Source organism: Winogradskyella arenosi (genome assembly GCF_003337305.1).
GTDB lineage: Bacteria > Bacteroidota > Bacteroidia > Flavobacteriales > Flavobacteriaceae > Winogradskyella > Winogradskyella arenosi.
The window spans coordinates 254502-278382 of the sequence record NZ_QPJO01000002.1 but is presented as its reverse complement, the minus strand read 5'-3'; the positions used below and the strand labels follow the sequence as shown (position 1 = coordinate 278382).

Annotated in this window: 14 protein-coding genes; 13 read left to right on the top strand and 1 reads right to left on the bottom strand. The window is 36.4% G+C overall.

Annotated elements, in window-relative coordinates; all coding sequences use genetic code 11:
• The 7 genes from DFQ08_RS05905 (at position 1) to DFQ08_RS05875 (ending at position 7409) form a co-directional block, all read left to right on the top strand.
• The gene (locus tag DFQ08_RS05905) at positions 1–1110 is read left to right on the top strand and encodes a glycosyltransferase family 4 protein (protein ID WP_114308891.1); all 1110 of its coding nucleotides are present in this window, start codon (positions 1–3) and stop codon (positions 1108–1110) included.
• A gap of 2 nt (positions 1111–1112) precedes the next feature.
• Positions 1113–2087 (top strand): hypothetical protein, encoded by a 975-nt coding sequence (locus tag DFQ08_RS05900; RefSeq protein WP_114308890.1) that lies wholly within the window; start codon positions 1113–1115, stop codon positions 2085–2087.
• A gap of 81 nt (positions 2088–2168) precedes the next feature.
• Positions 2169–3383 (top strand): UDP-N-acetylglucosamine 4,6-dehydratase, encoded by a 1215-nt coding sequence (locus DFQ08_RS05895; RefSeq protein WP_114308889.1) that lies wholly within the window; start codon positions 2169–2171, stop codon positions 3381–3383.
• Entirely contained in the window at positions 3384–4091 is a 708-nt protein-coding gene (locus DFQ08_RS05890; RefSeq protein WP_114308888.1) for a sugar phosphate nucleotidyltransferase, read from the top strand. It begins immediately after the preceding gene.
• 171 nt (positions 4092–4262) lie between these two features.
• Positions 4263–5678, top strand: a complete 1416-nt coding sequence (locus DFQ08_RS05885; protein ID WP_114308887.1) for a CCA tRNA nucleotidyltransferase — start codon at positions 4263–4265, stop codon at positions 5676–5678.
• A 31-nt stretch (positions 5679–5709) separates the two neighbouring features.
• Positions 5710–6735 carry a COX15/CtaA family protein gene (locus tag DFQ08_RS05880; protein ID WP_114308886.1) on the top strand — a complete coding sequence of 342 codons (1026 nt, stop codon included), beginning with the start codon at positions 5710–5712 and terminating at the stop codon, positions 6733–6735.
• Between the two features lie 155 nt (positions 6736–6890).
• Entirely contained in the window at positions 6891–7409 is a 519-nt protein-coding gene (locus tag DFQ08_RS05875; RefSeq protein WP_114308885.1) for an IS1096 element passenger TnpR family protein, read from the top strand.
• A gap of 108 nt (positions 7410–7517) precedes the next feature.
• Here DFQ08_RS05875 and DFQ08_RS05870 read toward each other — a convergent pair whose 3' ends face one another.
• Positions 7518–8582 (bottom strand): hypothetical protein, encoded by a 1065-nt coding sequence (locus DFQ08_RS05870; protein ID WP_114308884.1) that lies wholly within the window; start codon positions 8580–8582, stop codon positions 7518–7520.
• A gap of 179 nt (positions 8583–8761) precedes the next feature.
• Here DFQ08_RS05870 and DFQ08_RS05865 point away from each other — a divergent pair, with 179 nt between their 5' ends.
• The 6 genes from DFQ08_RS05865 (at position 8762) to DFQ08_RS05840 (ending at position 23663) form a co-directional block, all read left to right on the top strand.
• Positions 8762–9658 (top strand): ABC transporter ATP-binding protein, encoded by an 897-nt coding sequence (locus DFQ08_RS05865; protein WP_114308883.1) that lies wholly within the window; start codon positions 8762–8764, stop codon positions 9656–9658.
• Positions 9659–9719: 61 nt separating this feature from the next.
• Positions 9720–10544, top strand: a complete 825-nt coding sequence (locus tag DFQ08_RS05860; protein ID WP_114308882.1) for an ABC transporter permease — start codon at positions 9720–9722, stop codon at positions 10542–10544.
• 107 nt (positions 10545–10651) lie between these two features.
• Positions 10652–14089, top strand: a complete 3438-nt coding sequence (locus tag DFQ08_RS05855; protein ID WP_114308881.1) for a T9SS type B sorting domain-containing protein — start codon at positions 10652–10654, stop codon at positions 14087–14089.
• Entirely contained in the window at positions 14086–16548 is a 2463-nt protein-coding gene (locus DFQ08_RS05850) for a T9SS type B sorting domain-containing protein (RefSeq protein WP_114308880.1), read from the top strand. The genes DFQ08_RS05855 and DFQ08_RS05850 overlap by 4 nt, the downstream gene beginning before the upstream one ends.
• A gap of 36 nt (positions 16549–16584) precedes the next feature.
• Positions 16585–18366: a gliding motility-associated C-terminal domain-containing protein gene (locus tag DFQ08_RS05845; protein ID WP_245935384.1), complete on the top strand. Its 1782-nt coding sequence runs from the start codon at positions 16585–16587 to the stop codon at positions 18364–18366.
• Between the two features lie 452 nt (positions 18367–18818).
• On the top strand, positions 18819–23663 hold the full coding sequence (locus DFQ08_RS05840; RefSeq protein ID WP_114308878.1) for a T9SS type B sorting domain-containing protein: 4845 nt from the start codon (positions 18819–18821) through the stop codon (positions 23661–23663).
• Positions 23664–23881 lie beyond the last annotated feature (218 nt).

Below are 23881 nucleotides of genomic sequence, written 5' to 3'. Positions count from 1 at the left end.
ATGCGACTAATACAATTCACAGCCTCAAATGGTTGGCGCGGACACGAGCAAAAAATCATTTATTTATACGAAGCTTTTAAAGCGGAGGGTTATGTTGAAGACCAGTGGATTGTATGTCCTATAGATTCTGAATTATACCGTATTGCCACGGATAAAGGCATGCAAGTTATTCCGTTTGAATACAAATCGGAATACAGTTTATCTTACGCCAAAGCCTTTAAAAAACTAGCCAAAGAAAAGAAAGCCAGTGTTGTTTTTATTCATAGTAGTAAAGCCCACACTTTAGCGGTTTTATCGCATTTTATTTATGGTATGAAAGTACCGTTAGTGCTTTGCAGAACACTTATAAAACGTGTAGACACTAACTTTTTTAGAAAGTGGAAATACAACTACAAAGGCATTAAAAAAATTATATGTGTATCGCAACCTGTTGTAGAATCTTTAAAATTTGCCGTAAAAGACCACAGTAGATTTACCGTTATAGGCAGTGTTACGGATATTAATAAGTTTCAGAAACAAGAAGCCACAGGTCTGCTACACAAAGAATTTAATATTCCTGAAGACTATAAATTAATAGGAAATATTGCTGAATTTACAGGCTTTAAAGACCATTATACTTGGGTAGATACGGTTGCTATTTTAGTAAAAGAAAATAAGTTTAAAGCCAAATATATTCTTGTTGGCAAAGGCAGTATGGAACAAGACATTCGCAATTATGTGGAAGAAAAAGGCCTTACAGAACACATTATCTTTACCGGTTTTAGACGTGATGTTCCTGAACTCTTACCAGAATTAGATTTATTTCTTTTCACCTCCAATAACGAACCAACAGGTGGTGTCCTCTTAGAATCTTACGCTTGTAAGGTTCCTATTGTGGCTGCTGATGCTGGTGGTATTTCTGAAGTTGTGGTTAATGGAGAAACTGGCCTCTTGGCAGAAGTTGGTAATGCTACAGATTTTGCTAAAAAGGTAAACTTGTTAATAAGCGATGAAGAGCTTCAAGAAAAATTTACACGCAATGGCTACCAATACCTTTTAGATCATTTCACAAAATCGGTTATAGCTAAAAAAATGTTTGATGAACTCGCTAAGCATGAACTTAAACATTAATTATGACTAAAAAAAAATCTAAAAAAATTCTGTTCATAACTTTTGACTTAAGTGGTTATTACGATTGTATTTTAGACGAATTAAAAATGCAATATACCGACGTTGATTTTTATAATTTAGCAGATTACAAAAACGTCCCCTATGTTAATTTGAATCAAAGATTAAAATCTTTTTATTACAAAAAAGTCAAAAAATTAAAACTTAAAAACTTTTACAAATACAACCCTATAATTCAGGAAATTGCTAATAAAAAATATGATCTTACGCTAATTGTTAGACCTGATTTATTTTTTGATAGTCAATTAAAAGTTCTAAGAAAAAATAGCACTACTCTATTAGCATATTACCACGATTCTATTAATAATATCTCTCGAAAAAAAGATGTTATTCATTTTTTTGACAAAGTGTATTCTTATGAAAAAATAGACGTTAAAAATTACAACTTAAATTTCATTCCTAACTTCATTTATATAAAGAAAAACGATAAAAAAAAGAACTTTACAAAGCCTTCTTTTTTCACTATTATATCAAAAGATTATAGATTTAACAGCTTACTAAAAGTAGCTTCCTATTTAAAAAACAAAAATTACGATTATAAATTTTTAGTACATTCTAATAAAAAGCAACCCGTTAATGACATTATCGATTTTATTCAGGAACGGAAAAATAATGATCAAGTATTAGAATATATTAATCAACATAGTATCATTGTAGATATTCATAAATTTAACATTCAAGACGGACTTACTTTTAGGGTATTTGAAAGTATTTTTCTTGAAAAAAAATTGATCACTTCCAATTCTGATATTAAAAATTACAATTTCTATAATCCTAATAATATATTTATTATTGAAGATTTTGACGCAATAGATATTCCGGAAACCTTTATTTCTTCACCTTATGAAAAAATACCAAATAAAATTTATCATAAATATCATTATTCCTATTGGCTTAAAACCATTCTAGGAACATTTTAAAACAATACAGACATATCTTATCTTTACACTGCTATAAATACCATTGTTCTATTTTAACAAAACCGAGGCTTCAACAACTTTATGAATTATAATCAAGCCAACAAAAGCAACATATTAAACCTCATCGGAAGAGATAAGGCGTTGTTTAAATCGGACCTGGCTACTTACCAAGAAGAATTACACCGTATAATTTCTAAGTCTAGATTCCTTGTCCTTGGCGGTGCAGGAACCATAGGGCAGGCGGTGGTTAAAGCCCTTTTTGAAGGACAAGCTCAAAAACTTCACGTTGTAGATCTTAGTGAAAATAACTTGGTAGAATTAGTTAGAGACCTAAGAAGTTCTTTTGGTTATATAGATGGTGATTTTAAAACCTATGCTTTAGATATTGGCTCTATAGCTTATGATGCTTTTATGGCTTCAGATGGTAATTACGACTATGTTCTTAACCTAGCAGCCTTAAAACATGTACGTAGTGAGGAAGACCCGTTTACCTTAATGCGAATGCTCGAGGTGAATATTGAAAACACTGTAAAAACCATTGATCAATCCATTGCACATGGCGTAAAAAAATATTTTTCGGTTTCCACGGATAAGGCTACAGCGCCTATTAATATGATGGGAGCCTCAAAATGTATTATGGAACTGTTTTTAGTTGAAAAAAGTAAAGCCATTAACATTTCTACCGCACGTTTTGCTAATGTTGCCTTTTCTGATGGCTCTTTACTCCACGGTTTTGAACAACGCATAAAGAAACAGCAACCTCTAGTGGCACCGAACGACGTACAACGCTATTTTATTAGCCCGGAAGAATCAGGGCAACTCTGCTTATTGTCTTGCCTTCTCGGCGACCAGAATGAGTTGTTCTTTCCGCAATTACATCAGAATTTAAAGCTTACACGCTTTTCCGATATTGCCGTTAACTACATAAAGCATTTAGGATACACACCTTATTTATGTCATAACGAAAACGAAGCGAGAACCTTAGCCAAAACCTTACCGGCATCGGGCCAATGGCCGTATTTACTAACGAAAAGCAATACCACAGGCGAAAAAGCCGAAGAAGCCTTTTTTACAGCTCAAGAAACCGTAGACTTAGAACGCTTTACCTCCATTGGCGTCATCAAACAAAAATCGGAAGACAGCTTGTCAAATCAGCTACAAGATTTCACAGAAAGCCTACAACAACTTAAAGCTGCTAAATCGTGGACAAAGCCCGATTTAATCGCTTTAGTCCATAAAATTTTACCGAACTTTAACCACGAGGAAAAAGGAAACTATTTAGATCATAAAATGTAAATGACAAATCCTAAAGTGAATGCGGTAATCATGGCTGGTGGAAAAGGAGAACGCTTGTTACCCCTTACAAAACAGACGCCCAAACCCTTATTACAAGTCGGTAACAAAGCTATCATTGAATACAATATAGAACTGCTTTCCGCCTTGGGCATTAAGCAAATTCATATCTCCATCAATTATTTAGGCGAAAAAATTATGGAGCATCTTAAAGCTTATCCCAAAAAGGACCTCGATTTTAAATATATTAAGGAATCTAAGGCTTTAGGCACCATTGGAGCCTTACAGTTAAAAAATAGCTTTCAACACGACTATATCGTAGTCATGAATGCCGATCTTCTTACCAACGTAGACCTCAACACTATTATTAAGGAGTTTAGTCAAAGTAATGACGACGCACTTATTGTTACAATTCCTTACGAAGTAAAAGTATCTCATGGCGTGGTTGAAACTAAGGGCAAGTATGTGGCCACTCTAAAAGAAAAACCCTCCTACACCCACTATTCCAACGCCGGCATCTATATCTTTAAAAAGGAGTGTTTAAATTATATTCCAGAAAATCAATTTTTCAATGCTACGGACCTTATCAATACGCTATTAGATAAGGGCAAAAAAATTATCAATTATCCGGTGTCCTCATTTTGGTTAGATATTGGTACACCTCAAGATTATCAAAAGGCTCAAGAGGCAATTATAGAGCTTAATCTCTAAAAGTTTCAAATTTGAAATCTTAGAGGTTCCACTTCAAAATAGATTTAATAAAGAAACATTAAAAAGGGACTCATTCATTTTAAAAGAATGCCTTGGTGTCGTATCTTTGCACAGCTAAAATTACAGTAACTTTTCATTATATTTTAAAGGGGCTGGATGTTCAATTACCTTATGAATCATAAACAAGCATTAAAACACCCTATATTTCAATATATCACTCAATCTTCTAAAGAATTACAGATAGACAGCTACGTTATTGGTGGCTTTGTACGTGACTATCTTTTAGAGCGTGGTGATGCTAAAGACATTGATGTTGTTGCTGTTGGAAGTGGCATTGAACTTGCAAAACAAGTGGCCAAAAACCTACCAACACAACCTAAAGTTCAGGTTTTTAAAACCTACGGAACAGCGATGTTACGTTACGACGATATTGAAATTGAATTTGTTGGTGCCCGTAAAGAAAGTTACACAGAAGACAGTAGAAATCCTATTGTTGAAAATGGGACCCTTGAAGACGATCAAAATCGACGCGACTTCACCATAAACGCCTTAGCCCTAAGCTTGAATGACGATAGCTTTGGCGAACTTTTAGATCCGTTTAATGGATTAGACGATTTAGATCAGGGAATTATTAAAACACCTTTAAATCCTGATATCACGTATAGCGACGATCCGTTGCGTATGATGCGGGCTATCCGTTTTGCTACGCAACTCAACTTTAAAATTGAAGCGACTTCTCTTAAAGCCATTGCGGAAAACAAAGACCGTATAAAAATCATTACTAAAGAACGTATTGTTGTAGAACTTCATAAAATTCTAGAAAGCAAAACGCCATCTATTGGTTTTATACATTTAGAACAAACCGGACTTTTACAATACATCTTGCCTGAGTTAACAGCGCTAAAAGGTATTGACGAAATTGAAGGTCAACGTCATAAAGATAATTTTTACCACACCTTAGAGGTCGTAGATAATATTGCCAGAACCACGGATAACCTTTGGTTACGTTGGGCCGCTTTATTGCACGATATAGGAAAAGCCCCAACGAAAAAATTTCATAAAAAAATAGGCTGGACTTTTCACGCTCATGAATTTGTAGGGTCTAAAATGGTGTATAAACTTTTTAAGCGTTTAAAAATGCCACTGAATGATAAGATGAAATTTGTTCAGAAAATGGTCTTTATGAGTTCTAGACCTATTGTATTGGCCTCTGAAGTTACGGACTCTGCCGTACGACGTTTAGTTTTTGATGCCGGTGACCACGTGGAAGATTTAATGACGCTTTGTGAAGCAGACATTACCACCAAGAACCCAAAGAAATTTAAAAAGTATCATAATAATTTTCAAAAAGTACGCGATAAAATTGTTGAAGTTGAAGAACGTGATCACGTTAGAAATTTCCAACCTCCTGTATCTGGCGAAGAAATTATGGCCACCTTCAACCTAAAACCTTCTCGAGAAATTGGTATGATTAAAGAAGCCATAAAAGAAGCGATTTTAGAAGGTGAAATTCCTAATGAATATGAGGCTGCCTTTAGCTTAATGCTAAAAAAAGGAAAAGATCTAGGCCTTGTAGCAATAAAGTAGTTCGTAGTAAAAAAAATTAAGTTTTGTAGTTATGGTACATCAAACAAAAGAAAATAAGGCCGTTATTTATTGGTTACTTACCGGTTGTGCTCTCATTTTTATTATGGTTATTGTTGGGGGGATTACCAGACTCACCCATTCGGGCTTATCCATTTCTAATTATAAATTAATTTCTGGGACCATTCCACCAATGAACGAAACGGAATGGCATGAAGCTTTTGAACTTTATAAACAATATCCCGAATATCAAAAACTGCACAATCACTTTGGTTTAGAGGAATTTAAAGACATCTATTTTTGGGAGTGGATCCATAGAGTTATTGGGCGTTTTATCGGCTTGGTGTTTATTGTCCCGTTCATTTATTTCCTTGTTAGAAAGAGGCTTTCAGAGGCAACGATAAAAAAATCAGTCGTTCTGCTTTTACTCGGTGGATTTCAAGGTTTTTTAGGATGGTATATGGTAAAATCGGGATTAGTCGATGAACCTAATGTCAGTCATTTTAGATTAGCCGCGCATTTAACCACAGCCTTTCTAACCTTTGCCTATACGTTTTGGGTGGCTTTAGATCTTATATTTCCAAAGAAAAAACATGTAAATAAGCCATTAAGAAATTTTATTAGAATAGGCCTTATTGTCCTTATTGTTCAAATTATATATGGCGCCTTTGTCGCAGGTTTAGACGCCGGATGGATCCATAATCATTGGCCGATGATGAGTGACGGAAAATGGATACATGAAACCGTTTTTATAGAACAAAATCCCGTATATCTTAATTTTTTAGAAGGCAAAAGTGGTGTGCAATTTGTTCACCGAACCCTCGCTTATGTGGTAGTCATTTTTATCCTAGCGATTTATTATAAAGCTAAAAAAACAGATCCTACACCTTATCAAAATAAAGGCATCAACCTTCTTTTAACCATGGTCGTTGTGCAATTTGTATTAGGGGTAGCCACCTTACTTTTAGCCGTGCCTGTTTGGTTAGGCGTATTACACCAAGTAGGCGCTTTCATCTTATTAAGTGCAATGACGTTTACACTGCACCGTTTCAGCAAATAAGGTCTTTTTTATAACGCTCTAGAAACTTATACAAGCGACTTAAAACCCAGCATTTATTCTGCAAAAAAAAGGCGCATTAAGCTTTTAGATATTTGAAATTAAGTTCTTGGAAATTGGACTTTAGAAACCTTACCTTTGCAGCATAATTTATCAATATGATTTACAGATTTAGAATTATACTAGACAACGATACCGAAGATGATGTTTTCCGTGACATAGAAATCCGCGAAAACAATACAATGGAAGACTTACACAATGTCATCACACAATCTTTTGGGTTTGACGGTATGGAAATGGCCTCTTTTTACGTTAGCGATGAGCAATGGAATCAAGGTGAAGAAATCGCTATGATGGACATGAGCGAAGGCGGAAATACGGTGAGAATGATGAATGAGACTGTTATAAACACAGTAGTACATGAAGCCTCTACCCGATTAATTTACGTTTACGATTTTATGAATATGTGGACCTTCTACGTAGAATTAGGTGAAATTGTAGAGGAAGCAGAAGGTACAGATTACCCTAACCTAATGTTTGTACATGGCCAGATCCCTGATGAAGCACCAGAGAAAACCTTTGAAGCAGAACAAGAGGAAGATCTTTTTAACGAGTTTGAAGACGATTTAGATATCGATGATTATAGTGACTTAGATTTCGACGAAAATTGGAATTAAGCCTTGCACGTTAAGAATCAGAGGTCTTTCTCAAGAAAAGATAAAAAAAAGAAGCATCTATCCGATGCTTCTTTTTTTTATTCAAAATATATTAGGCTTCTACACCACCTATTGGAATCGTTTTAAACTGACATCTTCATAATTACGCTTCACAAAATCGAGAGCATTCTTAAGAATTTCGCCCATGTTTTTACTCTTTCTAAAGTTTAAATCCATGGTATAATTGTAAATATCTTCCTTTAAGCGTTCAATATGAGACGGAGTAGAAATAGCATCTGCCTCCATGCAGTCTAACAACTTATTTAAGCGTGAGTGGTAACTAATCATTCGTTTAGCCACAATAGAACGTTCTTCAATTTTATACTGGTCTATAGATTCATTCTGTATTTTCTCGCGTACAAGCGCCACCATTTTATTATTCTCCTTAAAAAATTGAGGTCTATAAATTTTTAGATTGCCTTCAAAAGATTGCTGATCAAAATCAATAGCTCTAATCTTAAAATTAACGTGATCAAAATCGTGCGTAGGCACAAACACATAATTATAAGAACGCATATCGCCAAGCAATCGGATTAAGCACCTTTCATTAAATTTTACAAACTCTTTGGCGATTTGTGATTTTTCAGCTGAACTACACTCAGGCAGCATGGTTTTTATAAATTCATCACCCGGAATTCCCGTAATATGCTCTTCAATTAACGTGTCCTTACAAACCAAAAAGTTAATCTGATAAGGCGATAACATTTGTTCCAATTCCAAACCATATACCCTTGACGCATCGGCCGATTTTACATAAAAATGGGTGAAGTTATCATTAAGAATATTTCTAACTTTTATTCTGAAAGGCTTTGAGTTACCAAACGTACAGAAATCAATAGCATCAACACTGAGGTATTTTAAAATACTAGTTCCACCATCAGAAATTAAGCTAGAATACACCTGTTTTAAACTCCGGTCAATTTCTTCACGTTCAAAATCATTATAGTAAACACGCACCCAAAGCGTATCCTCATCATTTTTATCATACACCACCACAGAGCCCTGAAAGCGCAACAAATCAGAATAAAAAATGGGTAAATCTATATTACGGTTATAATTAGACAAATACGCATCCAATTTTTCAGAAATACTGTATGTGGGTTTCTTTTTAGAGATTTTTAAATCCTGACTCATTCGTTACATTTAAAATTTTTAATCACTGAGATCTTCATTGTATAAAGCCCCCTCTTCGCGCTGTGTTGCATTAGAATTTAGGGTCTCAGTTGCTTTTAAATCATTTCTTCTAAAATAATTTAATTGTAACAAAAATAAGAATCAATCGTCTTATTTTTAACTAATCAATCCTTATACTTTTGGAAGCAATCCTTACCATCAATAATCTTACTAAAAAATTTGGCTATCTCACCGCCGTAAAAAACCTCAGTTTTACCATTAACAAAGGCAACGTCTATGGCATATTAGGCCCTAACGGAAGTGGAAAATCAACAACCTTAGGTATTGTTTTAAACGTTGTTAACAAAACACAAGGTGATTTTCATTGGTTTGACGGAACCATTTCTACCCACGATGCCCTTAAAAAAGTAGGCGCTATTATAGAGCGTCCTAATTTTTACGCGTACATGACGGCGGAACAAAATTTAAAACTGGTTTGCCGTATTAAAGGTGTAGATTATGCCAAGATAGATGAGAAATTAGAGATTGTAGGGTTATTAGATCGTAAAACCCATAAATTTAGAACGTATTCTCTAGGAATGAAACAGCGCTTAGCCATTGCTTCTGCTCTATTAAATGATCCTGAAATTTTAATTTTAGATGAACCTACCAACGGATTAGACCCGCAAGGGATTCATCAAATACGTCAAATTATAAAAAATATTGCCGCTAACGGAACCACAATCTTATTGGCCTCGCACCTCTTAGATGAAGTTGAAAAAGTCTGTACCCATGTGGTGGTTTTACGCAAGGGCGAAAAACTATATTCAGGCCGCGTTGATGAAATGATTAACAGTCATGGGTTCTTTGAATTAAAAGCCGATAAACATGAAGAACTTCTACGTGTTTTAGAAGCACATAACACCATTGATAAGGTAAAAGTTGAAGACGAATTAATTACGGCGTTCTTAAATGCTCCGATGTCAGCTTCAGAATTTAACCAATTTATGTTCAACCAAAACATTTTACTTTCACACCTTGTAAAACGTAAAGAAAGTTTAGAAGAACAGTTCCTTCAATTGACCGATCAACAATAAATTCATCACAAAAAAACGAATCGCTTTCCTCTTCCCGAGGGACATGTAAAACGCCTCCTTTATGTTACGACTTATTCAACTTGAATTACAGAAACTTTGGCTCAATAAAGCCAGTAGAGTTTTAATCATTATATCTTTTATACTTCCGTTTACCGTTTTAATTTTATCCTCTATAAAAATCAACTTTTTTGGATTCTTTACCTTAGAACTTGGCGAACTCGGTATTTTTAATTTCCCTATCATTTGGCATATAACCACATTTTTTGCCGCACAATTTAAATTTTTCTTTGCCATAGTAGTGGTTAGTATGATTGGAAATGAATACAGCAACAAGACCTTAAAACAAAATCTTATTGATGGCTTAAGTAAAAAAGAGTTTATTCTCTCTAAATTTTACACCATCGTTTTCTTTTCATTATGTGCCACTATATTAATTGGATTGGCCACATTTTTTATAGGAATGTATTATTCAAGCTATACCGAGGCCGCCATCATTTTTAGAGAAGTTGATTTCCTTTTAGCCTATTTCGTAAAACTTGTAGGGTTCTTTAGTTTGTGTCTTTTCCTTGGTATGTTAGTAAAACGTTCAGCCTTTGCCTTAGGGTTTCTTTTTATATTATTTATTTCAGAATCTATTATTTACGGTTTAATGAAGTGGAGAATTGACGGAGAGATCGCAGATAAAATTCATAATTTCTTTCCGCTGCAGTCCATGTGGAATCTTATAAACCAGCCCATACAACGTATAGTAATGACAAAATTCCCTGACAAAGTGGATATGGCTTATGACTATGCCCTGCACGGTTATGAAGTGGCTATTGTTTTAGGTTGGACGGCAATTTTTGTCTTATTATCTTATCAATTATTGAAAAAGAGAGATTTATAAGCGTAGTAAAACCACGGTGTTTTATGCATTATTTAAAATTTTAAGACTTTTTTTAAATTCTAGTTTTTATATTGTGGCTTACTGTGTATTTTACACATAGCGCTCTAATGAAAAAGATCTATTTAGTATTACTATTACTCGTTTGTAACACGCCTTTCTATGCCCAAAATGAAGCTTCGTTTTGGTATTTTGGAAACAAGGCAGGACTACGTTTTGATGCCCAATCGGGAAATGTAAATACTATTACCAATGGGCAAATTAATACCTTAGAAGGATGTACGTCTATTTCTGACGCTAACGGAAACTTACTTTTTTATTCTGATGGGCGTACCGTTTGGAATAGAAATCACCAAATAATGCCTAATGCCAATTACTTTGGAGGCACCGGCTTGTTAGGAGATCCTTCTAGTACCTCATCGGGACTGATTGTACCTAAACCTGAGGATCCTGATAAATATTATATTTTCACAGTAGATGAACCGCATCAAAATAATGCTAGCGCCTACCCAAATCAGTTCACAGGAACTTATGTGGAAGGCGGCAGTATTCCGCAAGATGATGACGGCTATAATAATGGTTTAAACTATACCTTAATAGACATGAGTCTCAATGGAGGATTGGGAGGAGTCGATGTTTCAGAAAAAAACAGACCTTTAGTGACCTACGATCCTGACGTTCCGTTAGAAATACAGTTTAAATGTTCTGAGAAAATTACCGCGGTTCGTGCAGAAGACTGTTCTTCCTTTTGGGTGCTTACCCATTTTGGAGCCAAGTTTTACGCCTTTAAAATTGATGTAAATGGCGTACAAACCACACCAGTAATCTCTGAAGTAGGCCCTTATATTCCTATTGAAGGTTACCGTCGTAACTCGTTAGGCTATATTAAAACATCTCCCGATGCCTCAAAACTTGTAGCTGCAAATTTTGGTATGGCTACGCTTACAGGAGGCAATGCCAGTGGTAATGTGTTCTTGTATGATTTTAATAACGAAACCGGAACCGTTTCTAACCCCTTAGAACTCTATAGCGCCACTAACGGGAACAGTCCTTACGGTGTGGAATTTTCTGCTGAAACTCAAAAAGTCTATGCCACCATCAGTGAAGGTATTTCAGGATCTGGCACCAGCCATGTGATACAATGGGACTTAGAAAGTTTAGATATTCCAGGCTCGCAACAAATTATTCATTCTTCAAACGATGTTTCGGCAGGCGCTTTACAACTTGGTATTGATCGCCGTATTTATAGAGCACAATTAAGTTATAACGGCAACCCTATAATTTCAAAATACTTAGGAGTTATAGAAAATCCTGAAGCTAATGGTTTAGCCGCTACTTATAATGAACAAGGTATCTTTTTAGATCTTAATGGTAGCAACCAAAATACAAGTCGTATTGGATTGCCACCGTTTATTCAATCTTTATTTAATTCTCAAACGGACATCATAAGAAATGGATTGAGTACGACCGAATTAAAATTATGCACTAACGACAGCTATACCTTACAAGCCGATGAGATTGTAGGTGCCGATTATGTTTGGTCTTTAGACGGCGTGGCTCTAGCAGAAACCTCGTCGCAATTAGTTGCAGACACTCCTGGTTTTTATGAGGTTTATATAGAACCTAATAATGGTGAGTGCCCTATTGAAGGGAGTGCCGTTGTGGGGGTTTTTGACATTCCTGTCGCACATCCGCTTTCTGATGTGGTGATTTGCCAAACGGATGAAACATCCACTTATAGTAGTTTCAATTTTAGCGATAAAAATTCAGAAGTCTTATTAACCCAAGCGCCAGAAAACCATAACGTCAATTATTTTGAAACTTTAGAGGATGCCAATGCTAATAACAACCCGATTAGTTTTCCTTATACCAACTTAAGTAGTCCACAAACTATTTATGTACGGGTAGATAATATCGAAAACCCTAATTGCTTCGCCATCAACACCTTTAACATCGAAGTATTTAAAACACCACAAATTATTAGCTTAAATGATATTGCTTTTTGTGATGACGAAGGGGATGTTAGAGATGGTATTGCTACTGTAAATCTAGAGACTCTTATTCCTGAAATTATAGGAACGCAAACAGAAAGCGAAGTGGCAGTCAGCTTTCATCTCACCCAAAATGAGGCCGACCAAAATACCAATAGTTTACCGTTAAATTATACCAATAGCACCGCTTTTAATGAAACGCTCTTTGTAAGAATTGAAAACAGCAACCATACAGCATGTTATACAACGGACAGTTTTAATCTTGAGATAGCACCAATTCCCGTAGCCAATGCTATTACCATTTTACAATGCGATGAAGATGGTATTCCTGAAGGCTTCACCTTATTCAACTTAACCAATTATTATGATGCTATTAGCGATAACCCCTTAGAGCACGAAATCACCTTTTACACGTCACAGAATGATGCCGAACTTGATATTAATGCTATTGAAGGAAGTGTATTTGAAAATTACGCCAACCCACAAACACTTTACACAAGAGTAAATCATCTCGATTCGGGCTGTTATAATTTGAGTACCCTAACTTTAGAAGTGAGTACAACAGATTCCAATAATGCTAGTTTGATGTTATGTGATACGGATGGTTTAGAAGATGGAATGACCACGTTTTATTTAACAGAAGCTAATCCTAGTATTTTGGCGAATTCACCGTCTGATTTAGAAGTCACTTATTACGAAACCTATACAGACGCTTTACTTAAAACCTCCCCTTTACCCTCAGACTATACCAATACCATCCCCTATACGCAAACTATTTTTGGCCGTGTAGAAAATGCAAATGCTTGTTTTGGTATTAGTGAAATAGCCCTTACCGTTGTCGCCTTACCCCAACTTGAAACGGAAGCTGAAGCTTATTACTGTACAAATAACAACGCTGACGTATTAACCATTAATGGTGGGATCACCGAAGAGGATTCAAGCAATTATTACTACGAATGGTCTACTGGGGCAACCACTTCAGAAATTGAGATTGATAGTCCAGGGACTTACACCGTTCGCGTGAGCAACATACAAGGTTGTTTTAAAGACCGAACCATTACCGTTTTACCTTCAAATCCGGCTACGGTAACCCATTTTGAAGTCACAGACGCAACAGAAAATAATGCCATTACCGTTTTTGTTACTGGCATGGGCAATTATCAATATGCCTTAGGCACTAGCAGTGGCCCTTATCAAGACGACGCAACGTTTCAAGACCTACTGCCAGGCTTATACACGGTATTTATCCGCGATAACAATAATTGTGGTATTACTGAAGCGGAGGTTTCGGTTATTGGATTTCCAAAGTTTTTTACCCCCAATAATGACGATGTCAATGATTATTGGCAAGTTTCTGGAATCAGCCCTAATACTCAAGCGAATTCATCTGTATTTATTTTTGATAAGTATGGAAAACTTATAACAGAACTCGACCCATTAAGCCCAGGCTGGGATGGTACTTTTAACGGAAAAAATATGCCCACTAGCGACTACTGGTTTAAAGTCACTTTAGAAGACGGCCGAACTTACACCAATCATTTCACATTAAAACGATGACAAACACCACTGCGATTAACAAAAAAATCACCCTTTTTCTTTTTTATCTTATAGGTCTTACTACCATATTTGCTCAAGAACCTAACGATTGCCAAAATGCAGTTACCGTATGTGGAAACTCTAGTTTTAGTCTTAATGTTAATGGCGTTGGCGTACAAGAACTCAACGGATCTAACACCTGCTCTAGCCAAGAAAACAACAGTATTTGGTTAGAAGTAAATATTGCCGAAGCAGGAACACTAGCATTTACTTTAACCCCGAGCAGCTCTAGCATTAATGAAGATTATGATTTTTTTATTTTCGGCCCTAATGTCAGTTGTGGTAATATTGGTCAGGCCATTAGATGTTCTACCACAAACCCATCCGCCGCTAACCAAGGCAATAATCTTACAGGCTTAAACAATACATCTAACGAAACTTTTGAAGGGCCCGGTGCTTCAGGCGATAGTTTTGTAAGCGCTATTGATGCTGCTGCTGGAGATAGTTATTTTATTGTTATTGATAGACCTATTGGAAATAGCCCGTTTTCTCTACAATGGACGGGGACAGCAACCTTTCCTGAAGAACCGTCAAACCCCTTAACCACAAGTGAAATCTCTTCAAGTCTTCCGGTAATGGATGTTTGTGACGATTTAGCGCCTTATGATGATAACATAAGAACTTTTGATTTTACAACACTGACTCAAGATATCATTAACGGAGAATCTGATGTTGTCGTTTCTTATCACGCTTCAGAAAGTGATGCCAATATTAACATTAATCCTTTAGGTGAAATTTATAACAACAGCACCAGTATTGAAACTGTTTATATTAGAGTTGAAAATACAACAACCAACTGTTTTATCATTAACGATTTAGTTATTCGTGTTACTGCACTAACCGATTTTAATCAGCCTTCTGATTATGAACTGTGTGATGACGATTCCGATGGCGATAACCAAAATGGCCAAGTAACCTTTGACTTCAACACAAAAACTCAAGAAATTACCCAAGATTATACAGATAGCAACTATGAAGTTAGTTATTATCTCAGTCAAACCGATGCGGAAACCACCACAAATCCTTTACCTTTAAGCTATACCAATACAGCCCCAACACCAACCGAAATCTTTGTCCGTATTGAAGATCAAGACCAAGGATGTATTGGCTTTACGTCTTTCAATATTAATGTGGCTCCTTTACCGCTTGCTAATAATGTTACGCTTATTCAATGTGATGAGGATGGAATTCCTGAAGGTTTCACGCGCTTTAATCTTACAGAAGCGGAGGACGACATTACAGGAACAGATCCTGATACCGAAATCAGCTATTACCTCTCAAGGGAAGATTCTGAAAACCAAGACAATGCTATTGACGGAAATGACTTTCAGAATTTTTTAAATCCACAAATTATCTATACCAGAATCACTAACAACCTTACCACTTGCGTTAATTATAGTGAAGTACGCCTAGAAGTCAGTACCACCTCTGCCAATGATGCGCTTATGCAACAATGCGATACCGACGGTACTGAAGATGGCTTTATGGCTTTTGATCTTACCGAAGTAGAAGACACTATTTTAGTGGGTCCTGCAACAGGCCTTAGTCTCAATTATTACGAAACGTACGAAGACGCCTTGTTAGAAGTGAATCCCTTAGCCACTACGTTTACCAACACGGTTCCCTACCTTCAAACCATTTATGGGCGTGTTGAAAATGCCAATGCCTGCTACGGAATAAGTGAAATTACGCTTGAAGTTTTTCAACTTCCTCAGCTTGAAACAGAATATGAAACACAATATTGTTTAAATCTTTTTCCTGAAACGATGACCTTAGATGGCGGCATCATTAATGATCTTCCTAATAATTATTATTATTTATGGTCTACAGGAGAAACCACCTCTACCATAGAAATAGATGCAGCAGGGACCTATACCGTAAGAGTTACCAATACCAATGGATGTTATAAAGATCGTATTATAACTGTGGTACCCTCTAACATTGCAACGGTTACAAATATTGAAGTTGTAGATGCAACACAAAACAACAGCATTTCAATTTTAGTCAGTGGTGAAGGCGATTACGAGTACGCCCTTGATGATGAAAATGGTCCTTATCAAGATTCTAATACTTTTGTTGATGTAGCACCAGGGCTTTACACGGTTTATATCAGAGATAAAAATGAATGTGGTATTACTGAAGAATTGGTCTCTGTAATCGGGTTCCCTAAGTTTTTTACACCAAATAGTGATGATCAAAATGATTTTTGGCAAGTTGATGGCATCTCGGCCTTGTTTCAAGCGGAATCGTCTATTTTAATTTTTGATCGCTATGGAAAATTATTGAAAGAACTCGATCCTTTGAGTGTGGGTTGGGACGGGACGTTCCATGGTAAAGCACTTCCTAATAGCGATTATTGGTTTAAAGTAAAATTACAAGATGGTCGAACTTATACTGGACATTTTGGATTAAAACGCTAACTTAACAATCGATAAACATAATAATTAACAGCCCTTTTGAAACCAACATTATACATATTTACCGTACTCTTATGGGGAATGTCTTTAGCAATTTCAGCTCAGACCGTTACCTTATACGAGCAGTTTAATGGTCGCTACGATTATACAGCCATAGGAAATACGATGAATACGGTTGAAAATGGCGTCAATGGAATCTGTACGATGTTAAATGCATCCTCTGCAAACTTAAGTCTTGATAACAATCAGAATATCGTTGCCGCCTATTTATATTGGGCGGGTTCTGATACAGGTGATTTTGAGGTTAGCCTTAACGGAATTCCTGTTAGTGCAGACCGCAGTTTTAGTGATGCCTTAGATACCAGTCGGGTCTTTTTTGCGGCGTTTGCTGATGTAACGGCTATCGTTTTAGCACAAGGAAATACGGACTATACCCTTTCAGATTTTGATCTTAATAGCGTTATTGCTCCCTACTGCCCTACCGGAACCAATTTTGGAGGCTGGGCGCTCACTGTGATTTATGAAGATAACAATCTTCCGCTTAACCAAGTTAATGTTTATGATGGCTTGCAAAGTGTGCCCGATAATTTAACCATTACCTTAGATAACTTAAATGTTTTAGATAACGAAAATGCAAAAATTGGCTTTATTGCTTGGGAAGGTGACAGCTCTATTGCTGTTAACGAACAGCTCACCATTAACGGTAGTGTTATTAGCAATCCGCCATTGAATCCTGCAAACAACGCCTTTAACGGGACCAATTCTTTTACAGGTGCTTCAAACCTTTACAATATGGATATCGATGTTTATAGCATCCAAAACCACATAAATATTGGAGATAATTCTGCCACCATTGCCTTAACGTCCGGTCAAGATTTTGTGATGATCAACAATATTATCACGGTTTTAAACAGTCAGTTACCCGATGCGACTATAACCTTAGACAGCAATATCGTATTTTGTGGAGACCAAACTATAGAAGTGTTTTTTACCGTTCATAATACCAACAGTACGGGCATTTTACCGGCACTTACGCCTATTACCTTTTATGCTAATGATGTGCCATTGGCTACAACAAGCACCCTCAATGCTATTGCTATAGATGGAAGTGAAAGTCAATCGATTCTTATTGAAATACCTGAAGACATTGGCGCTGTGGTAAATTTAGTTGCGTTTGTTGATGACGATGGTACCCAGCAAGGCAGCGTTACAGAATCTAATGAAGAGAATAACAGTGCCACGGCCGCGATTGAGCTTTTATCAATTTCAGACCTTATCCCGCTGCCCAATCTCAAGGCCTGCAATGAAGGCTTTGAAACAGCGACCTATAATTTGTATGAAGCTTTAACCACGATAGACTATACGATTGAAGACCTTCAGTTTTACGGCTCTTTAGAAGATTTGGAATCTGAAACTTACCCGATAAGCATGCCGTCTTCATACGTAAATATTGACCCTAATGAAACCATTTACGTAAGGATGGAAACAAGCTTGTGTTACGACATTTATGAATTCAAGCTCACTACAGAAAACTGTCCACCTTATGTTCCTGAAGGGTTTTCGCCGAATAACGATACTAAAAACGACTGGTTTAACATCCAAGGCTTATACGATATTTTTACGGCCCATAAATTGCAAATTTATAACCGTTATGGCGAACTTATTTTTGTAGGCGATAACGATACGCCCTGGCAAGGTAGAACCAATAGAGGACTAAACCATAACGGAAATAAAGTTCCGGTTGGGACCTATTACTACATTTTATATCTGAACGATTCGGATTATAAACCGATGGTGGGTTGGGTCTATGTCAATTATTAAGAATGTTAAAATTTTAGCCCATTCATCTTATTTTTTTGGAAGTCCATTTCACATCCCATAACTTTAAAATCCGTAACAGTATTTCTTGTTATTTCCCTCACTAAAATTTTAAAAAATCCCTCACTAATTTTTACGGTTTTAAGGCCAAATTAAGACTGCAATACGCCCTGTAATTTGCATTTTACTCTGGTAAAAATCGCTATTAAGACTAGGCTTTTTCCTACAAATCAAAGGATTAAGGCCACATCTTCGGTAGCCAAAATTGACTCTTTTTTCAGGTATTTATCGACTAAATGTTCTTTTTACACGTTTAAACGTTAACTTTTTATGCGTTTCATCGTATTTTTTTGTATTTCATCTTAATATCATCTACTTTTCAGCTCTGTTACAGAACGTGTTTGAGTTGACTCCAAATCTCCCCTTCACTAAACTAAATTACTTAACCGCTATTAATGACTTATTTCAAACACTCCCTCAGCTTATTTATTGGCTTGATTTGCAGCATCACATTTGCTCAGCAAATCACCGTAGATAATTCAGTTTCCCCTCAAGATTTGATTCAAAACACCCTTATTCAAGGATGTGTTGAGGTCACCAATATTTCTTCGCCTTTAAATGGGGCTTCTATCGGTATCGGTAGTTTTGGTTATTTTGAAAGTGGGACTTCAGATTTCCCTTTTGAACATGGAATTGTACTTACAACCGGTAATGCCAACTCAGCAGGAAACGGTCAGAACAATGACATCTTAAATGAAGGTTCTGAAACTTGGTTAACCGATAGCGACTTAGAATCGGCCTTAGATATTTCGGGTACGGTAAATGCGACCGCTATTGAATTTGATTTTATTTCAATTTCTAACCAAATTCAGTTCAACTATATTTTGGCCTCTGAAGAATATTATGGTAATTACCCTTGTGAGAATTCAGATGGATTTGCCTTTTTAATTCGTGAAGCAGGAAGTAACGCCCCTTATAGCAATATTGCTTTAATTCCTGGCACCGATATTCCTGTGAATACCAGTACCATTCACGATGAGATCGCAGGCTTTTGTCCCGCTTCAAACGGAAACTATTTTGAAGGTTACAATTTAGGCGACACCAATTATAATGGGAGAACAACCGTATTAACGGCTACTGCAACCATTCAACCTAACGTACAATATCAAATTAAGTTGGTCATTGCAGATCAAAACGATCAAAACTATGATTCAGCAGTATTTATTGAAGGTAATAGCTTTGATGCTTCTGTAGATTTAGGAGAAGATTATGCTACTTGTGCGAATAGTGCAGATTTAAACGCTAGTATTGATAATCCTAATGCCACCTATAGATGGTATTTTAACGATAGCTTAATGCCAAGCGCAACCCAAGCAAACCTTACAGCTTTTGAATCTGGAAACTACCATGTTGAAATTTCCCTGCCTTTAGCGGACAACTCTTGTCTTATTGAAGATGATATAAACATTACCTTAAATACCACCCAAACCTCTGACCCTATTTCAGATTATTTATTGTGCGATGATATCAGTAACGATGGTACCGAAACCTTTGATTTGTCGCTTAAAGACGATGAGGTTTTAGCTTCTGTCCCAAACTCGACTTACAGTATTTCTTACCATTATAGTGCTGCCGATGCTGTTGACAACAACAATCCGATTACGACAGCCATTCAGAACACAGAAAATAACCAAACCATACATGTTCGTATTGAAGACACTGTTAATGGTTGTTTAGCCTATTCTACATTTAACCTTGTGGTAAATGCGTTACCAGTCATCACAAATCCTACGGCCCTAAACCTTTGTGATGCTGATAATTTAGCGGATAACCTTACCGCGATGGACTTAAATTTCTTAAAAGATGAAGAGATCACCTTATCTCAACCCGATCTTGTGGTGAGCTATCACAGTTCTCTGGAAGATGCTACTGCCGGAATCAATGCTTTTACGATGCCTTATACCAACACATCGCCTTCAGAGCAGCTTTTTGTGAGTGTGAAAAATATAGAGACGGGTTGTATTTCTACCACAACGCTAGATCTTTCAGTTTCTGAAACCCCAGTAATTAATAGAGAATCTCATTATATAGACGCGTGTGACACGGACCATGATGGTTATGCAGAATTTGATTTAACGTCTATGACTCCGGTTGTTTTAGAAGGTTTAACAGGTGTAACTGTAACATTCCATGTTTCTGCTGAAGATGCTGATTTGGGCTTAAACCCTATTGAAGATCCTTCAAATTACACCAATGTAAACTTTGAAGAGCAAGTGGTTTATATTCGAGTAGAAAACGATGCTACAGGTTGTGCGTCTACTACACCGATAGAGATTCACACTAACTTACTATTAACCGCAACCAATATTAGAGATATCTATGCCTGTGATATTGATGATGACAACACCGAAGATTTTGATTTTGAAACCATTGCTTTAGGTATTATCAATGATTTAATTGATATTGAAATCACGTTTTATGAAACCGAAACTGACCAAATTAACGGTACCAACCCTATAGATGCTACCACGGCTTACACGTCTCTTTCTAATCCCCAAACCATTTATATTACCTTAGAGAGTCTAACGTGTATGGAATTTGCAAACTTCGATTTAATATTAAATCCGATAACGCAATTTGAATCGGTAGTAAGCTTAACGGTTTGTGATGAAGATCAAGATGGTTTTACCACCACGGATCTCTCGCTGTTAAATGGCGCTGTAACCAACGGAGAAACGGGATATTCTGTAACCTATTTTTTAACGGAGCAAGACGCCATTGACAATACCAATCCGTTACCAAACAATTACACCAATACAAGCAATCCGTTTACACTTTTTCCTAGAATCACATTTTCTCAGACCGGATGTTACGATTATAATTCTTTTGAAGTTACCGTATTACTAGCGCCTGAAAATGAAAAACCTACAGACATCATTATTTGTGATGCTGATAGAGATGGCTATTCTATAATCAACTTAAACCAAAGCATTCCTAACGCTATTCTTGCGACACCTAACAGGTCGGTTAGCTTTCATAACAGTTTAGAGCAAGCCCATTCTGGTGCCAATGAAATTACGAATACCACGAGTTATAATGCTCAAACAGAAACGGTTTATATGCGTGTGACCAATAGTAATACAGGATGTCATTCAGTAGAAGAGCTCGATGTGATCGTGAATACGCTTCCTTATGTGGGCGATTTAACAAACTATGTGGGGGAGTTTACTTATTGTGAAGATGAATCGGATGGTATCGGAGAATTTATTTTCGAAAATAAAGATGCTGAAGCCTTAGACGGACAAACAGGAAAAGTGGTCTCTTATTACCTGACCCCTACCGATGCAGAAAATGGCACCAATGCTTTAGATAAAACTAGCATTTACGAAAACATCAGTAATCCGCAAGAGATCTACATCCGTGTTGAAAATATTACCGATGCATCTTGTTATACCACCTCATCATTCAGCATTGAAGTAGGTACCAACCCAAGTTATAATCAACCGTCAAGTTGGTTTGTTTGTGATGATGTTTCTAATGATGGTGCTGAAGCATTTGATTTTACAAGTGTTATTGAAGAAGTGTCAGCAGGGATTCCAGATATCCAATCTGTAAAATTATTCACCTCAGCTGAAGACGCTAGAAACGGCACTAACGAAATTCCGCTTCAGTTTACCAACACAGTAAATCCACAAGAAATTTATGTTCAGATTGATAATGGGTCGTTTTGTAAATCCGTAACCTCTTTTGTTGTTAACGTTATTGCGGTACCAGAGGTCGCTGCAATAGCTCCTTTAGTGGAATGTGACGATGATAATGATGGCCACTTGGTTTTCGATTTAACCGTTGCAGAGGCTAATATTTTAGACGTAAGACAAAGTGATATCTCTATTAGCTATTATGCCAATTTTGAAGACTCAGAAAGCAATACCAACCCAATAACTAATCCAGAGGCGTATACCAACTTAACAAACCCACAAACGGTATATATGAAAGTGACTAACAGTGTCTCTAATTGTTATGCAGCGCTTCCTATAGAATTAATTGTAAATCAAGCGCCTACCATTAATGACTTTGTAAGTTATACCACGTGTGCAAACGCAACAAATACGATAGATCTTACAGCAATTAACCTTGTAGCTTCAGATGTGCACTACAATGTATTGTTCAGTTATTTCTCAAACGAGGCAGACGCCATAGCAAATACTAACGCTTTAGATATCAATTACGCGTACCAATCGCTTAATGAAACGCTATTTGTGAGAACAGAATACAGCACCACACATTGTTCTAGTTATTATGAGTTTAATTTAATTGTAAATCCTTTACCAGTTGCTCATCAACCGGAGGACTTAATGGCTTGTGATGATGATTATGATGGACTTTTAGATTTTGATTTAACCCAACAAAACGCAAATATTTTAGGTAATCAGAATCCTAATTTATATACTGTAAGCTACCATAATACGGAAATACAAGCGCAGGAAAATAATTCGGCATTAGAAACCTATTATATGGCTTATGATGGTGAAGTAATTTTTGCACGAGTAGAAAATAAGGCCACGGGTTGTTACAGCATCACCTCATTTTCAGCCATTATTAACCCTATTCCATTTATAGACTTAGGGGATCAGGTGATCTGTATCAACAACCTTCCTTTATTAGTCTCAGCAAACACTAATTATAGTAACGACACTTATTTATGGTCTACAGGAGAAACAACTCCAGAAATTGATATTACTGAAGTGGGTAATTATTGGGTTACTGTAACTTCTGAAGCAGGTTGTGAAACCACTAAATATTTTGGCGTTACAGAATCTGAAACGGCAACAATAGAAACTACGGAAATTATCGATTTTTCAGACCCTAATAATATTACGGTGACCATTAGTGGTATTGGTGATTACTTATACCAACTAGATGATTTTGAACCTCAAGAATCTAATCATTTTGAAAATGTAGCTATGGGTTACCATACCGTAACCATTATAGATTTAAACGGTTGTGCTAATGTCACCAAAGAGGTTTTAGTGGTGGATATTCCTAAATTCTTTACGCCTAATGGCGATGGAGATTTTGATACCTGGCATATTGTAGGTATTGAAACCTTACCAGGTACAGTGATTAATGTTTTTGATCGCTACGGAAAACACATCACCCAATTAACTGATACGTCTGCAGGTTGGGACGGAATTTATAACGGTAAAGGCATGCCAACTAGCGAGTTTTGGTTTGTTGCAGATATCCAACGTGGAGGAATTGCTTTTCAAGTTAAAGGCCACTTTACTTTAAAGCGCTAAAACTCTTTCTAACTTCTATATTAAAACCTCTTACACCCCGTAAGAGGTTTTCTTTTTTATACCAAATTAGCACTAGAAAACAGCTGCCCTACCTTAAAAAGACAAGGGCTTTAACACTTTGATTGACAAGGGCATTTTGAAGGTTTTTCCTATAAATCATTTTTTTTTCATAGATTTAGAAAAAAAAAGAAGCTTTTCGTTTAAACGCACTATGTACC

Bases quoted from the DNA above. Each gene is read 5' to 3' on its own strand.
- DFQ08_RS05895 (WP_114308889.1), top strand. From the start codon at position 2,169: ATGAATTATAATCAAGCCAACAAAAGCAACATATTAAACCTCATCGGA.
- DFQ08_RS05850 (WP_114308880.1), top strand. From the start codon at position 14,086: ATGACAAACACCACTGCGATTAACAAAAAAATCACCCTTTTTCTTTTT.
- DFQ08_RS05890 (WP_114308888.1), top strand. From the start codon at position 3,384: ATGACAAATCCTAAAGTGAATGCGGTAATCATGGCTGGTGGAAAAGGA.
- DFQ08_RS05870 (WP_114308884.1), bottom strand. From the start codon at position 8,582: ATGAGTCAGGATTTAAAAATCTCTAAAAAGAAACCCACATACAGTATT.
- DFQ08_RS05860 (WP_114308882.1), top strand. From the start codon at position 9,720: ATGTTACGACTTATTCAACTTGAATTACAGAAACTTTGGCTCAATAAA.
- DFQ08_RS05855 (WP_114308881.1), top strand. From the start codon at position 10,652: ATGAAAAAGATCTATTTAGTATTACTATTACTCGTTTGTAACACGCCT.
- DFQ08_RS05840 (WP_114308878.1), top strand. From the start codon at position 18,819: ATGACTTATTTCAAACACTCCCTCAGCTTATTTATTGGCTTGATTTGC.
- DFQ08_RS05880 (WP_114308886.1), top strand. From the start codon at position 5,710: ATGGTACATCAAACAAAAGAAAATAAGGCCGTTATTTATTGGTTACTT.
- DFQ08_RS05900 (WP_114308890.1), top strand. From the start codon at position 1,113: ATGACTAAAAAAAAATCTAAAAAAATTCTGTTCATAACTTTTGACTTA.
- DFQ08_RS05905 (WP_114308891.1), top strand. From the start codon at position 1: ATGCGACTAATACAATTCACAGCCTCAAATGGTTGGCGCGGACACGAG.
- DFQ08_RS05875 (WP_114308885.1), top strand. From the start codon at position 6,891: ATGATTTACAGATTTAGAATTATACTAGACAACGATACCGAAGATGAT.
- DFQ08_RS05885 (WP_114308887.1), top strand. From the start codon at position 4,263: ATGAATCATAAACAAGCATTAAAACACCCTATATTTCAATATATCACT.